The 13,705-nt window shown below is 59.7% G+C and carries 15 protein-coding genes; 8 read left to right on the forward strand and 7 right to left on the reverse strand.

Annotated elements, in window-relative coordinates; genetic code table 11:
• Positions 1–124 precede the first annotated feature (124 nt).
• From LAT62_RS00415 to LAT62_RS00440, 6 genes are all read left to right on the forward strand, one after another.
• Positions 125–1,006, forward strand: coding sequence for a LysR substrate-binding domain-containing protein (locus LAT62_RS00415; protein WP_293377197.1), 882 nt, complete (start codon positions 125–127; stop codon positions 1,004–1,006).
• 222 nt (positions 1,007–1,228) lie between these two features.
• Positions 1,229–1,897, forward strand: coding sequence for an ABC transporter permease (locus LAT62_RS00420; protein ID WP_293377200.1), 669 nt, complete (start codon positions 1,229–1,231; stop codon positions 1,895–1,897).
• Between the two features lie 37 nt (positions 1,898–1,934).
• Positions 1,935–3,089: an ABC transporter ATP-binding protein gene (locus tag LAT62_RS00425; protein ID WP_293377203.1), complete on the forward strand. Its 1,155-nt coding sequence runs from the start codon at positions 1,935–1,937 to the stop codon at positions 3,087–3,089.
• Between the two features lie 3 nt (positions 3,090–3,092).
• On the forward strand, positions 3,093–3,824 hold the full coding sequence (locus LAT62_RS00430) for an ABC transporter permease (RefSeq protein WP_293377206.1): 732 nt from the start codon (positions 3,093–3,095) through the stop codon (positions 3,822–3,824).
• A 43-nt stretch (positions 3,825–3,867) separates the two neighbouring features.
• Positions 3,868–4,752 carry a glycine betaine ABC transporter substrate-binding protein gene (locus LAT62_RS00435; protein ID WP_293377209.1) on the forward strand — a complete coding sequence of 295 codons (885 nt, stop codon included), beginning with the start codon at positions 3,868–3,870 and terminating at the stop codon, positions 4,750–4,752.
• 103 nt (positions 4,753–4,855) lie between these two features.
• Positions 4,856–5,683 (forward strand): nitrilase-related carbon-nitrogen hydrolase, encoded by an 828-nt coding sequence (locus tag LAT62_RS00440; RefSeq protein WP_293377212.1) that lies wholly within the window; start codon positions 4,856–4,858, stop codon positions 5,681–5,683.
• A gap of 15 nt (positions 5,684–5,698) precedes the next feature.
• Here the strand turns inward: LAT62_RS00440 and LAT62_RS00445 are convergent, their stop codons facing one another.
• From LAT62_RS00445 to nrtS, 7 genes are all read right to left on the reverse strand, one after another.
• Complete coding sequence (locus LAT62_RS00445) at positions 5,699–6,361, reverse strand: thiopurine S-methyltransferase (protein ID WP_293377215.1); 663 nt, start codon at positions 6,359–6,361, stop codon at positions 5,699–5,701.
• 41 nt (positions 6,362–6,402) lie between these two features.
• On the reverse strand, positions 6,403–8,061 hold the full coding sequence (locus tag LAT62_RS00450; protein WP_293377218.1) for a diguanylate cyclase: 1,659 nt from the start codon (positions 8,059–8,061) through the stop codon (positions 6,403–6,405).
• Between the two features lie 137 nt (positions 8,062–8,198).
• Positions 8,199–8,513, reverse strand: a complete 315-nt coding sequence (locus LAT62_RS00455) for a hypothetical protein (RefSeq protein WP_293377221.1) — start codon at positions 8,511–8,513, stop codon at positions 8,199–8,201.
• Positions 8,514–8,639: 126 nt separating this feature from the next.
• Positions 8,640–9,080 (reverse strand): hypothetical protein, encoded by a 441-nt coding sequence (locus LAT62_RS00460; RefSeq protein WP_293377224.1) that lies wholly within the window; start codon positions 9,078–9,080, stop codon positions 8,640–8,642.
• An 89-nt stretch (positions 9,081–9,169) separates the two neighbouring features.
• Entirely contained in the window at positions 9,170–9,802 is a 633-nt protein-coding gene (locus LAT62_RS00465) for a hypothetical protein (RefSeq protein ID WP_293377227.1), read from the reverse strand.
• Entirely contained in the window at positions 9,799–12,180 is a 2,382-nt protein-coding gene (locus tag LAT62_RS00470; RefSeq protein ID WP_293377230.1) for a bifunctional diguanylate cyclase/phosphodiesterase, read from the reverse strand. The genes LAT62_RS00465 and LAT62_RS00470 overlap by 4 nt, the downstream gene beginning before the upstream one ends.
• Positions 12,177–12,425 carry a nitrate/nitrite transporter NrtS gene (gene nrtS / locus LAT62_RS00475; RefSeq protein WP_293377233.1) on the reverse strand — a complete coding sequence of 83 codons (249 nt, stop codon included), beginning with the start codon at positions 12,423–12,425 and terminating at the stop codon, positions 12,177–12,179. Before nrtS ends, LAT62_RS00470 begins: the two co-directional genes overlap by 4 nt.
• Positions 12,426–12,569: 144 nt before the next feature.
• On the opposite strand from nrtS, the gene LAT62_RS00480 reads away from it, so the two are divergent.
• Positions 12,570–12,941 (forward strand): CidA/LrgA family protein, encoded by a 372-nt coding sequence (locus LAT62_RS00480; RefSeq protein ID WP_293377236.1) that lies wholly within the window; start codon positions 12,570–12,572, stop codon positions 12,939–12,941.
• Entirely contained in the window at positions 12,934–13,656 is a 723-nt protein-coding gene (locus LAT62_RS00485; protein ID WP_293377239.1) for an LrgB family protein, read from the forward strand. The genes LAT62_RS00480 and LAT62_RS00485 overlap by 8 nt, the downstream gene beginning before the upstream one ends.
• Positions 13,657–13,705: the final 49 nt, after the last annotated feature.

Raw genomic sequence — 13,705 nt, forward strand, 5'->3', positions numbered from 1 at the left:
TCCTCTCTGCACTCGTTCAGAAAACATACTGGACAGACTAGGATGCGAAATACCATAATGAAAATGAATGATTGCCATGCCTATCATTTCGAAAGCAAATAGATTGAATGGAGGGAGAGTGCCCATGGACACTGAACTGCTCAAGGCCTTTGTTGCCGTCACAGAGACCGGCGGCTTCAGTGCTGCAGGCAAGCTGCTGCATCGCACCCAGTCCGCGGTCAGCCTGCAGATAAAACGCCTGGAAGACCGTATGGGTGAGGCCCTGTTCCGGCGCACCAGTCGTCAGGTGGTGTTGACACCAGCGGGCGGACGCCTACTGCCCTATGCCCGGCATATCCTCAAGCTGCACGACGAAGCCATCCGGGTAATGGGGGCGGAAAGCCCGGAAACACTGATTCGACTCGGGATCACCGAGGAGCAGGCCATCGCTTACCTACCCGAGCTGCTGGGTCGTTTTGCGCGTGAGTATCCGCATGTCCGCATTGAGGTTATCTGTGAAGCCAGTTCGCTGCTGGTGCGGGACTTCCAGGATGGCCTGCTCGACGCCATTCTGGCCATCCGCCACACGCCGACCCAATCAGGCCAACTGCTGGGACGGGAGCCTCTCGTCTGGGTGGCTTCTGCCGAGCACCCACTGCCACGTCGTGACCCGCTGCCCCTGGCGCTCAATCCCGAGGGCTGCATCTATCGAGCAAACGCCTTTGCAGCGCTGGGCCGCGAGGAGATCCACTGGGATGTACGCTATACCAGCCAGTCTCCCACAGGCATCAACCTGCCCGTGCAGTTGGGACTAGCCGCCACAGTCAAGACCCCTCGCAGCATCCCCAAAAATTGCCGCATCATTGGTCCGGAAGCCGGGTTGCCCGCCTTGGGCCATGTTGAGACTGAACTTCATCGCAGCCCCAGTCAGGCCAACAATGAAGCCTTCAATGCCTTCTGTGAACTGTTGGTCGGCATCGTTACTCATGCCGACAACCTCGAACCCATGCCATTGAGCATGCACTGACACTGATACATGACCCGATCCGGCAAAACGGGTCCCCTGATCACGGTACGGCCCGCTTGACAGAAGCAGCGATCAAATTCCCATCAGATTAATCAATAATTGAAATAATGAATCTTAATGAATTTATAGAACAAATAGATCGGAGCTTCTGTTAGCCTGAAATTGATCTGGGTCAGTCACCGACATGACCCAAACAATAACAAGACGGGAGGGAGTCATCCGGTGGAACTGATCCAATACGCCTGGACCAATATCGATGTCCTGCTGGCACGAACGGTAGAGCACATTTCGCTGGTCGGTGTCGCTGTTGGCCTTGCCACTATCACGGGTGTGCCCATCGGCATTGCCATCACCCAGTCCGAACGGGTGGCGCGCGTCGTGCTTTACGTAGCCTCCATCATCATCACCATTCCGTCGATTGCGCTGTTCGGCCTGATGATTCCCGTGCTCTCCGTATTTGGACACGGTATCGGCTATGTTCCCGCTGTTATTGCGGTGCTGCTGTATTCCCAACTGCCCATCATCCGCAACACCTACACCGCCATCAACAATGTCAGCCCGGCATTGCGGGAAGCCGCTCGGGGCATTGGAATGAGTCCTTTGCAGCGCATGCGTCAGGTGGAGATACCACTTGCCGTGCCCGTCATCATGGCCGGGGTGCGCACGGCAGTAGTGCTCAATATCGGCGTCATGGCCATCGCTGCCTATATCGGCGCCGGGGGTCTCGGCACCTTCATCAGTCGTGGCATATCCCAGTCTGATCCGCGCCAGCTGATTGTCGGCGCCGTTGCCGTCAGTCTGCTGGCGGTCATCACCGATTACGCCCTGCTGGCCCTGCAGCGCTGGCTAACCCCGAAAGGACTGAACCGGAGCGCAGGCGCTGGCGCCTGAGCGAGTACCGACATCTGATTGCAGAGGAACTCAATACATGATTCGCCTGGAAAACCTCACCAAGATATTCGAGACACAGAAAGGCAGTGTGGTCGCCGCTGATCACATCACGATGGAAGTTCCTTCGGGCGAGATCTGCATCCTGCTCGGGCCATCAGGCTGCGGCAAAACGACCACCCTCAAGATGATCAATCGAATTGTGCCACCAACGTCCGGCAAGGTGTTCATCGAGGGCGAAGACACCAGTGGTATGCAGACCCAAGACCTGCGCCGCAACATTGGCTATGTGATCCAGCAGATTGGCCTGTTCCCCAACATGACCATAGAAGAGAACATCACTGCCGTGCCCCGCCTGCTGGGCTGGGACGCCAAGCGCTATCGCGAACGGGCCCGCGAACTCATGGATGTCATCGCCATGGATCCAAACCTTTTCCTCAACCGCTACCCCTCGGAACTTTCGGGTGGCCAGCAGCAGCGTATCGGCGTGGCGCGAGCCCTCGCCGCCGACCCGCCGGTCATGCTGATGGACGAGCCTTTCGGCGCCATCGACCCGATCAACCGGGCGGTTATTCAGGATGAATTCCTGAAGATGCAGCAGGCGCTGAAGAAAACCATTCTGTTTGTCAGCCACGACATCGACGAAGCCATCAAGATGGGCGATCGAATCGCCATTTTCCGCGACGGTAGGCTGGTGCAACTGTCCGAACCCGATGACCTGCTGGCAGCACCCAAGGACGACTTCGTGGAATCGTTCCTGGGTGATGACCGGGCGCTGAAGCGTCTCAACCTGGTTCGAGTGGGAGATATCGTATCGAGCGAGATAGGTACCGTTAAACCCGGAGATACCCTGGCCACCGCGCTGGAGCGCATGGATGACCACGGCTATCAGCTGTCGATTCTGATGGTGAACGACCGCAATGAGCCCGTCGGCATGATCCCGCGTTCCGTAGCCAGCTTTACCCGTGGATACTGCCGCGACCATTTTCAGCCACTACCCGGCACCATTCACGTGCGCGACAACCTGCGCAAGGCCACCTCGCTGATGTTTGCCGAGGACACCACCTGGCTGCCCTGCATCGATGACGATGGCCGCATCTGCGGACAGATTACACAGCGTGCCATGACCCGCCACCTGGGAGCCCGTTTCCGGGCAGCAGAGCGCGCAGTCACCGAACCGGCAACAGGAGCCTGAGCCATGCTTGCCTCCATGCTGCAACGTTTTGGCAGACTTCTGTTGCTGGCGTTGGTGTTTGCCGCCGGGGCCTGGACCTATTCCACCGGCTTCATCGACGAATTCATGTGGCACTGGCCAGATGTTCAATATCTGACCATGCAACATATCTGGCTGACCGCCATGTCCGGGTCGCTGGCCATTGCGGTGGGCATCCCGCTGGGTATCGTTCTGTCACGGCCCGGCATGGCCAAAGTGGCTGAAAGCATAATGCAGGTGCTCAATGTGGGCACCACCATTCCCACTCTGGCGGTGCTGGCGCTGTCCATGAGCTTTCTGGGCATTGGAACGGTTCCGGCCGTGTTCGGGCTCTTTGTTGCAACTCTGCTGCCCATTACCCGCAATACGTTTACCGGTCTTGCCGGCATCTCGCCAGCTCTGCTGGAAGCCGCAGCCGGCATCGGCATGTCGCCGATGCAACGCCTGTTTCGGGTTGAATTGCCGAACGCTCTATACGTGATTTTCGCCGGCATCCGGACAGCGCTGACGATCAATGTCGGCACGGTTCCGCTGGCATTTCTGATCGGGGCCGGTGGTCTTGGTGAACTGATTTTCACCGGCATTGACCTGTTCGACCCGGCCATGATGCTGGCCGGCGCCATCCCCACAGCCATGCTGGCCATAGCTGTGGACGCATCGATCGCCCTTATCGCCTTCCTGGTGGTACCGCGTGGTGTAAACCCCAACCGGGCATGACAACAACGCAACTCACAACACAAGACGTCACAGGAGACAACTGATGAAAGCATTACGCACTGCAATGATTACACTGGCCATGGCCGGAACAGCCATGACCCAGGCCCAGGCTGCCGATCTGGTAGTCGGTGGCAAGAACTTTACCGAGCAACAGATTCTGGCCAGCATGACCAGTCAGTATCTCGAAGCGCTGGGTTACGACATTGATACCCGCTCTGGCATGGGCACCTCTGTTCTGCGCCAGGCACAGGAAAATGGTCAGGTCGACGTCTACTGGGAGTACACCGGTACGTCACTGATCAACTTCAACAACGTCACCGAGCAGCTCGACCCCGAGGCCACCTATCAGAGGGTCAAGGAGCTGGATGCCGAGAAAGGACTGGTCTGGCTGGACCCGTCAGACGCCAACAACACCTATGCATTGGCCATGCGTCGGGACCACGCCGAGGAAACTGGCATCATGTCCCTGAGCGACCTGGCCGATGCGGTCAACAATGGGCACGGCCTGGAATTTGGCCTCAATGCTGAATTCTATGCGCGTGACGATGGCTGGAGGCCGCTGCTGGAAGCCTACGAATTTGAAGTTGGCCGCAGCGAAGTGCGTCGTATGGACTCCGGGCTGGTCTACCAGGCACTGCGTGACGGACAGGTCGACGTTGGTCTGGTCTTTGCCACCGATGGTCGTATTCCGGCGTTCGACTTCCATGTACTGGAAGACGACGGCGAATTCTTCCCGGCCTACGCTCTGACCCCGGTTGTGCGGGAAGAAAACCTGACCGATTTCCCGGAGCTGGCTGATCAGTTGAATGCCCTGTCGGCGCTGCTCGACGACGCGGCCATGGCCGCACTCAACGCCGAAGTGGATGTTGATGGCGAGACCATCGAGCGCGTGGCCGAGAACTTCCTGCGCGAGCACGATTTGCTGTAATCTGGCACTATCAAGTACCCGAGCCGTTGTCGCCGGTCTGGTGACAACGGCTTTTTTTGCGTAACAAACTGGTTCCGGAACTCCATCAGTCAGCAGGTATCACATGCAGGACACTCTTGTTGTCGCGGCTGCCCAGATCAACCCCGAGTTGGGCCAGGTAGCAAAAAATACAGAGCTGCATCGTCACTGGATCAATGAGGCCCGCCGCGCCAACGTCGAGCTACTTGTATTTCCCGAGTTGTCGTTGACCGGATATGGTCTGGGCCCCAGTGTCCTGGAAGTCGCCAGCCACGGAGACTCTGATTTCTTGCTGGACCTGGCGGCTGAAGCGGGCCCGATGCAGACTGTGGTCGGCTTTGTCGAACAGATCAGTCCGGGTGAATACGCCAACGCTTTGGCCGTTCTGCAAAACGGCAGCGTTTTGGTGGTGCATCGAAAGCTCAATTTGCCAACCCATGGCGGACTGGAAGAGGGCAAATGGTTTACCCATGGCTCTGCTTTGACGCGCACTTCAGTCAACCAGAACTGGTCGGCCAGTCACCTGATCTGCGCGGATCTCTGGAACCCGGGGCTGGTTCATGCTGCCGTGTTGCAGCGGCCCGATATTCTGTGCGCGCCCATCAACTCGGCATCCGGCATTGTCAGCGCCGAGTTTTCCAATGAAAACAACTGGGCAGTGGCGCTCGGTTTCTACGCCATGATGTATGGTCTGCCGATCGTGATGGCCAATCGCCATGGCGCGGAGGGAGACCATCATTTCTGGGGTGGTTCGCGCATTCTGGGTCCCAGAGGAGAACTCCTGACCGTCGCCGAAGATCGGGAGATGCTGGTCAGCGCAGAACTGTCAAAGTCGGACATTGCGCGCGCCCGGCTCGACTGTCCGACCCTGCGCAATGCCAATACGCCGCTGGTACAGCGTTTGCTCTGCTGACTTTGGCACTTGCGATCAACGATCGCGCCACTGAGCCAGCCACAGGCGTTCCTGCAAGGCGGACACGCCGGCTTCACGAAACCCCGGACTGCGCGCCAGACTGTCGCGATGCAACAGCGTGGTCACGGCAGCGTCTCTGCCCAGCAAACGCTCGACTTCATCCAGCCAAACCGAAAAAGGCGGCCCCGCCACCTGCTGCTGCTCATACTCCAGTGTCCAGCACAGCAGGGGTGGCCGCGTGGGCGTCAAGGCCATCAACTGGCGGATATAATCAGCCCGCATAGCTTGGGGCAGAGCGACCAGAGCGGCACGATCCCAGATCAAATCCACCGGCCCAACTTGCACTGCATCGAGGGCAAAAATATCCGCGTGCAGCAAGTCCAGTCCCGGCAATGCATACCGGATGCCCCAGTCGAAAGAAGCCTTTTCCGCCTGCAGGTCATGGTGCTCCAGAAAACCCCGAATACTCTGCTCGGACAATTCTATGCCGACGACCTGATAGCCCTGATCCCGCAACCAGAGCATATCCAGAGACTGGCCGCACAGCGGCACCAGCACCCGACTGCCCGAGGCTACCTGCAGATCAGGCAAAAACCGCTGCAACAGTGGATTGACCTGTTCCAGTTGCCATGGCGTATCGCCAGTGGCCCAGCGGTCTTCCCAGTAGTCTGTGTCCATCGCGTACTCTTTGTCTGGTTATTCGCCGGTATCTTCGCGGCTCAGCCCACCTGGACCTGGTTGCGCCCGGCTTTCTTTGCTGCATACAGCGCCTGGTCGGCAAGTTCGATCAATTCGCCAGACGTCGTCTCTGCGTGATCCGAGGCGTTCACCAACCCGGCAGACAGCGTGCAATGGAAAGAACTCCCCTCGTTAGCCCTGAAGTTGATCTCGGAAAAGCGCTCACGGACTTCATTCAACAGTGTTTCGGCATCCTGTGTTGAGCAGTCTGTCAGCACCGCAGCAAACTCTTCACCACCATAGCGCCCGATGATATCGGTCTGCCGCAGGCGCTGGCGCAGCATGGTGGCCAGTGCCCGAATCACCAGGTCGCCGGTGGCATGCCCCCAGGTATCGTTCACTTTTTTGAAATGGTCCAGATCCAGCATCACGAATACCGCTGATGTCTGATTGCGTCTGCTGCGGTCCAGTTCGGTACTGGCGGCCTGCAGAAAACTGGAGTGTTTCAGCAAACCAGTCATGCCATCGCGGGAGATCAGGATGCGCATTTCACGCGCCCGTTCGACCCGGGTCTGAATACTGGTTATCAGCGTTTCATCGGAGACCGGCTTGGTCAAAAAGTCATCCGCGCCCCGCTTCAGAGCTGCGGCCTGACGGTGCTGATCAGTTTCTGCGGAAATATACATGATGGGCAGCGTTGCCCAGGTTTCCTGCTGACGCAGCACCGCCGCCAGCTCATCCCCCTGGATCTCCGGCAAATGGAGGTCGAGCACCACCAGGTCGGGCTGAAATTCGGCGACCTGTTGAAAGAAGGCCTCCGGGTCGGCCACATATCTCACGGTCATGCCGGCCTGACTCAGTATTTCGGTAAAGTGCTGGGCCAGAAGGTCGTCGTCTTCAATTATCAGAATCCGCGGTGGATCATAGTGCTGTCGTTCAATCACCCGTACCAGCAAATTGACGGCCACGAGGACATCCAGTGGTTTGGTCATGAACCCCGCCGCACCAAGACGGGCGGCGCGGAGGCGCTGCTCCAGATCTTCACGCTCGCTGAAAACCACCAGCGATACCGGGTGGCTCAAACCACTCATCGTCTGCGTCAGCACCTCCTGCTCTTCCGCTTCACCAAGCGCATCCAGATCAAGGCAGATGAGTTCGGGAACAGGGCCCAGTGTCAGTCGGTCAGACAGCGTCTTCGTCCGGCTGACGATGTCGACAGCGAAGCCGAAGGGCCGCAACTGTCCTGCTATGCGCTCTGCAATGGCCTGTTCCGGCTCAAACAGCAGCACCTGACCCGGAGCATGCTCGACGGGCTCTGCAGGCGCGTTAGTTGACGAGGAGCCACCTGCCAGCGTGTCTGTTGGGGGGTGAGCAATGAATTCGCGCAGTCCGGGCAACAGTGCCCGCAACACATCATCCGCACCGACGGTGGAAGACAGGCAGGCATCCAGGCGATGCTCCAGCAGTCTGGCCTGATCACCCAGAATGGAAAAACCGAAGGTTCCGCTGCTACCGGCCAGGCGGTGCAGGCGGTCACGAATCTGCTCCAGCAATTGCGCCTGACGCGGGCTGTCGGCGTCGGCTTCTTCAAGCTGCGCCAGCATTTCGGCCAAGGCGGCCGTGTCGTCGTTCAGTCGTTCCAGGAAGCGGTCTCGCAGCCAGTCGAGCTGACTCTGCACAGAGTCTTTTTTACTCGCCATGCCGATGGCCCCGAACTTCGGTACTCAGGTGGGGTATCAGCATATCCGACATCCGGATATCCGCATTCCTACCGACGAAGAGTATTCTCTGCAAAGCGGCCATGTCTGCCCTGATACAAGAGGTTCAGACTATCAGTCTAGCGCCCCGCACGGCGGCGCGCTATCGGTTTACTCGCCCTGGGCTGTCGCTGACTGACCAAGGCACCTGCCAGCATAACCATCAGCCCCGCCATGATCAGCGGATTCCAGGGCATGCTGCCCTGCAGCAGCGTCAGCAGCCCCGCCAGCGCCAGTGGCAATGTCACATACATCAGGTTGTAACCCACGACAACGCCAGAGGCTCGGCAATGTCGCCAGTAGGACCATTGCATCATCAGAAAGGCACCCGCAGCGCCCAGAAAACTGAGGCCAAAATAGATCCAGGATTCCGGGGCCTGAGGCAGGAATCCCACAGTACCGTCAAGGCGCTGCTGAGCCAGGCTTTTCCAGAGGGCATCCAGTGCCAGAAACCCACCGGCCGCAAGCCCGAATACGGCTTCCTGGGCAGGCAGGCCAGCATTGCGGATGGCGAACGCCGCCTACGGCATCAACAACACCCAGGCCATGGAAATCGCGAGCAGCAAGTCCAGACCAAAATCGTTACGGGTGCCGGCAGAGCCCAGTATTCCGGCTGCAGCAATCAAGCCGGTACCCGCCACAACAGCCACTGCACCCCAGGCCTGCCAAGGCGACACGGGCTCTTTCAGCACCAGACGGGAAAACAGCAACAAGGCCACCATGCCGGTGGCAAACATGGAAGTAAACCAGAGGGTGTCGGCAAAAAGGTTGGCCACCATGACCCAGAGTGGTGCGGTGAAATTCAGCAACAGACCAAGGGTGTACAAAAGCCTGGCGCCGGCTGTGCGCTGACCCGCGCGGAGTCGCACGATGCCCAGGCGCATGAGCGCCTGGGAAATATGCAGGGTGGCCGAGCTGCCGACACCCAGCAACATGGCCACCCCATTGCCGGCCAGATCCATAAGTCACTTGCTCCGTTGCTGACTGTGCCTCAGACCGGGCCGGCGGCAGGGGGTTCCCCTATTTTCCCCAGGCTAAGGGCTCCGGTTGCTCAGGGCTTGACCAGCCCAAGCCACAGCATCAGGGGTACAAGCCCGGTGGCCAACGCCACCGTGGGCAGAAACAGCCAATAGCGGGCCGCGGGCGCCAGGCCCGCCATGGCGGCAATGCCACCCCCGCCACCGATGACCCAGTTGCCGGGCATGTTCAACGTGACAAACAGAAACACATAGGGGTGGCGCAGATAGAAGCACAGACCCCAGCGCAGGGCCCGACGCAGCGGCGGCAGGGTCGCCGGGTCAGCCTGATGGAGCGTCTCTCGGGCGGTGGTTAGGCGACGCAGCCTGGGGTGATCGTTCAACTGCCGGGCCACACCAAAACTCAGACTGAGCCCAAGCACTGTGCTCAGCCAGGCGGCCAGCAGACCATACTGGCCGAACACCCCCATGATGATCCAGCCCAGTTCCACACCGGGCACAAAGGGAATGGCGAGCAAGACGGCATACACCAGAGAAGTCAGAACCAACGCCCACCAGCGGTGCGCCTCGTTCTCCAGCCACAGGCTGATCAACCCTTCTCCGCGCAGCAAAACCAGCCCGATGACGACCACGGTAACCAGAAACAGCAAAAGCACCACACGGAACACCAGATGGCAGGCAGCTCTGTAGTCCGAGCTCTGGGTCATTCGCCGTCTGCTCCCATCTGTCCAATGCGCCTCTTTGTTGTCGGTGAGTTCGTGCCGGGCAGGACATCCGAGGCTGCCACGGGCCTGCTGAAGTAGAAGCCCTGCAGTTCGTCGCACCCCTCGCGATGCAGCCACTCCGCCTGTGCCAGCGTTTCCACGCCTTCTCCGACCACCTGGTACCCCAGATTATGCGCCAACCCGATAATGGCTCGACAAAGCATCGCATCGTGCTCGCTGTCCGGCAGTTCCCGGACAAACGCCTGGTCGATTTTAACACGCTCGACGGGCAGGCGTTTGAGGTAGGCCAGCGAAGAATAGCCCGTCCCAAAATCATCGACCGCCAGTCTGACACCCATATCAGCCAACTTGTTCAGTACCTGCACGGCGTGATCCATGTTCTGGATGACCCCGGTTTCGGTCACTTCCAGTTCGAGGCGCTCTGGGGGCAGTCGGAACTCCTGCAAAAGTGCCCGAACTTCGTCCACCAATCCGCCACCCAGCAACTGCTGCGCAGAAAGATTCACAGCTACGCGCACCGAATGGCCGGCGGCCTGCCACTCAGCAGCCTGGGCGCAAGCTGCGCGCATCACCCACTGACCCAGCGGTACAATCAGCCCGGTTTCTTCCGCCAAGGGGATGAATTCTCCCGGCGAAATCATGCCCTCGGTCGGGTGCTGCCAGCGCACCAGTGCTTCCACGCCAATCACCTGATGATCACTGGCCTGGTGCTGGGTTTGATACCAGAGCACCAGCTCATTCTCCTGCAGGGCGTAGCGCAGCCCGTTGAGTCGCCGCTGCCGCCGGCTCATATGCTCGCTCAGCTCCGGCACGAAGAAGGCCACCGGGTCTCCGTCTCCGCTGCGCCGCGCCGCCTTGGCGCGCAACATGGCCATTTCCGAATGGCGCAGCAGGCTGTCGGATTCCCGGCCGTCTGCCGGGCAGAGGGCTATCCCCACGCTGAGGCTGCATTTGTGTTCGACGCTGTCCAGTGCAAAAGGTTTTTCGAAGGCTCGTACCAGTCGGCGGGCAATGCCGGCCACCCAGGCTGCATCATCCACCGGGCAGTTGATCAGCAGCACGCCGAACACGTCGCCGGTCAGTCGTGCCAGCATGGTCTGGCGCGGCAGTTTTTCCTGCAGCCGCTGGGCCGAAGCGCGCAAAATGGCGTCACCGCCGTCCCGGCCTGCCGTCATGTTGATCGCATGGAACCCGTCCAGCCCCATCATCAGCACAGCAGCCCCGCGCTTGTCGTCCGTCATGCCGGCGACCTGGCCGATTCGCTGCTCGAAGGCGGCCCGGTTCGGCAGATCAGTCAGCTCATCGTGCCAGGTGCGGTGTCGCAGTTCGTTTTCGTAGCGCTTGCGCTCCGTGATGTCCAGACCATACAGATTCACCGAATCCTCGGCGACCGGCCTGATGTGCAGCATGAAGTGATGCTGGCTGCAGGGTTCCTCGAAGCTCTGCACGCGCTGCTGGTCCAGCGCGATGGCTACAAGGTCGCGAATATGATCCGGCACTGGGGTGTCCAGCGCCACGCCCCAGCATTGCACAATCGGCTGGGACGACTTGTTGGCATAAAGCAGGTTGCCGTCCCGTCCGATCCGCATGACGGGATTGGTGTTCTCGTCAGGAAACCGAGCCAGTTCCTGATTCAGTCGTTCCAACTGCTCAAGGTGCCCCGCACTGTCACGCAGCATCTCATTGAAGGCGCGGATGGTATCCCCCGTCTCGTCGCGCCGCGACGTGTCCAGCAGATAGCGATGGGGATGACTGGGGTCTTCCCCCGCTGCCAGAATGCGCCTTCTAAAAAGCAGCAACGGATCAAGCAGCAGCCAATTCAGGACCAGCATGGTGGTTGCTGTAACGACCACGGTAATCAGCAACACCAGCCCACTGATCCGCCACACAAAGGCGGTCAGCTCCGCCGGCACATGACGGGTATCGAGACGAACCGAAACCGCCCACGGCAGGTCCAGTTGCTCTGCACTCCAGAAGACCTCCATCCAGTTGCCGTCACCCATGCGACGTTTCTGGCGCAGGTTGTCATCATCTGCAGGTTCGGTGGTCGGCGTCTGACCCGCCGTCCGACCCTGCTCGTCATGCAGTTCAATGCCCAGCACCATGGTGTGACTGACCAGACTATCCATGGCCATGCCCGGTTCGTCAGCGGCTGTATAGAGGGCAGCGCGCGCCGCCTGCTGGCCCGCCTGATTGGCGGCCCGCAGCAGGTCACGCTCATAGTTGACATAGGAGGGCGCCAGAATGATGGCCTCGATCACCACGATGCTGGCAAATACGGCACCGGTCAGCCACCAGCAGAGGCGACAGCGGAGCGCCCTGTGGCTCTGCCCCCAAAGCCGCTGCAGTCTGGTGATCATGAAGGCTCCTGTTTGTCTCGCGACCCAGGGTCTGGATTGCGGTCCCAGCCACTGTAGGTGGAGACCAGAAACGGTACCAGAAAATTCATCAGTACATGCCACCAGTTGACGGTCTCCGCAGACCAGAAGGCATTGCCCTGATTGATCAGATTGAGCGTGATGCCCACCACCAGACTCACTTTCAGCGCCCGCCTGACGACTTTAGCGGGCGGCAGCCGACTCAGGTGATGCCTGAACACAGTCATATTGCTCCCATTCTGTTTTGGCAGGTGTCGGCCATCCTGCTCTGTTTTGTCAGTTCTGTGTGAGTGGTAGACCAGTGTAGTGTATCAGGGTTCCTGCGAGGCCCCGGTTATTCTCTGCTACAATCGGCAGCCACTGAGCATGGGGTGAGCAAGACGATGCTGCTGGGTTTTCTGATTTTGCTGTCCTGCCAACTGGCGGGTGAGTGGCTGATGCTGGTGCTTGGCCTGCCCATTCCCGGGCCGGTTGCGGGCATGCTGATTCTGTTTGCAGGTCTGCTCTGGTATGGGGAGGTGCCGGCGGCGCTGCGCTTCCCGGCCGAAGGTCTGATTCGCTATCTGACACTGCTGTTCGTGCCAGCCGGCGTCGGGCTGGTGCAGCATTTCGAGTTGCTGGGCAACGAATGGCTGGTGGTCGCCCTGACGCTGGTCAGCAGTACCTTTCTTACCATGCTCGCCACCGCGATGATTTTCCGGGCGGTCTATCCGGGCCCGGAGAAGGATGCGGCGGATGGATGAGCTCAATGTCAGCAGTTTCTGGGTTTATTTTGCGTCCGGTCCCCTGCTTTGGCTGGTCACCACCCTGGCCGTATACCTTGCCGCTGTCTGGCTGCACCGCAAGCTGGGCGGTTCACCCCTGCTGAACCCGGTGATGCTGACCATGTTTGCCATCATGGGGCTGCTGGTGCTGACCAATACCGATTACGACACCTATTTCGAGGGGGCCCAGTTCATCCACTTTCTGCTCGGCCCGGCGACAGTCGCGCTGGCAGTTCCGGTGTATGACCAGTTACCGCGTATCCGCCGGCTCTGGTTGCCGATTGTCAGCGCCTGCTTCGTGGGTGGCCTGATTGCCGTCCTGACGGCAGTGGGCATTACGCTGCTGCTGGGCGGCTCGGAAGACTTGGTGCTCGCCATGGCCCCCAAGTCGGTCACATCGCCAATCGCCTTGGGGATTGCCGAACAGATTGGCGGCTATCCTTCGCTGGCTGCCGGAATAGTGCTGCTGACCGGTATCATCGGCTGCGCCCTCTCGCCTTTGGTGTTCCGGCTGCTGCGCCAGAAAGACCCGGCAGTGCAGGGGTTCACGCTGGGTCTGGCGGCACATGGTTTCGGCGCCGCCTGGGCTTTCCAGATGGGCTCACTCGCCGGGGCCTTTGCCGGGCTGGCGATGGCGCTGACGGGGGTGTTCAGTTCGGTGGTTATTCCGTTGGTTGTGGGGTTGATGCTGTAGTCGACAGATGACAGAAGACGGATAACAGAAAGGCTGGCAGCGGACAGTA

The organism is Natronospirillum sp. (assembly GCF_022565775.1).
In the GTDB taxonomy this organism is placed as follows: Bacteria; Pseudomonadota; Gammaproteobacteria; order Pseudomonadales; family Natronospirillaceae; genus Natronospirillum.

Coding starts and splice junctions, on each gene's coding strand:
- LAT62_RS00445 (WP_293377215.1), bottom strand. CDS start 6,361: ATGGACACAGACTACTGGGAAGACCGCTGGGCCACTGGCGATACGCCA.
- LAT62_RS00485 (WP_293377239.1), top strand. CDS start 12,934: ATGGATGAGCTCAATGTCAGCAGTTTCTGGGTTTATTTTGCGTCCGGT.
- LAT62_RS00450 (WP_293377218.1), bottom strand. CDS start 8,061: ATGGCGAGTAAAAAAGACTCTGTGCAGAGTCAGCTCGACTGGCTGCGA.
- LAT62_RS00465 (WP_293377227.1), bottom strand. CDS start 9,802: ATGACCCAGAGCTCGGACTACAGAGCTGCCTGCCATCTGGTGTTCCGT.
- LAT62_RS00440 (WP_293377212.1), top strand. CDS start 4,856: ATGCAGGACACTCTTGTTGTCGCGGCTGCCCAGATCAACCCCGAGTTG.
- LAT62_RS00435 (WP_293377209.1), top strand. CDS start 3,868: ATGAAAGCATTACGCACTGCAATGATTACACTGGCCATGGCCGGAACA.
- LAT62_RS00415 (WP_293377197.1), top strand. CDS start 125: ATGGACACTGAACTGCTCAAGGCCTTTGTTGCCGTCACAGAGACCGGC.
- LAT62_RS00460 (WP_293377224.1), bottom strand. CDS start 9,080: ATGGATCTGGCCGGCAATGGGGTGGCCATGTTGCTGGGTGTCGGCAGC.
- LAT62_RS00430 (WP_293377206.1), top strand. CDS start 3,093: ATGCTTGCCTCCATGCTGCAACGTTTTGGCAGACTTCTGTTGCTGGCG.
- nrtS (WP_293377233.1), bottom strand. CDS start 12,425: ATGACTGTGTTCAGGCATCACCTGAGTCGGCTGCCGCCCGCTAAAGTC.
- LAT62_RS00425 (WP_293377203.1), top strand. CDS start 1,935: ATGATTCGCCTGGAAAACCTCACCAAGATATTCGAGACACAGAAAGGC.
- LAT62_RS00470 (WP_293377230.1), bottom strand. CDS start 12,180: ATGATCACCAGACTGCAGCGGCTTTGGGGGCAGAGCCACAGGGCGCTC.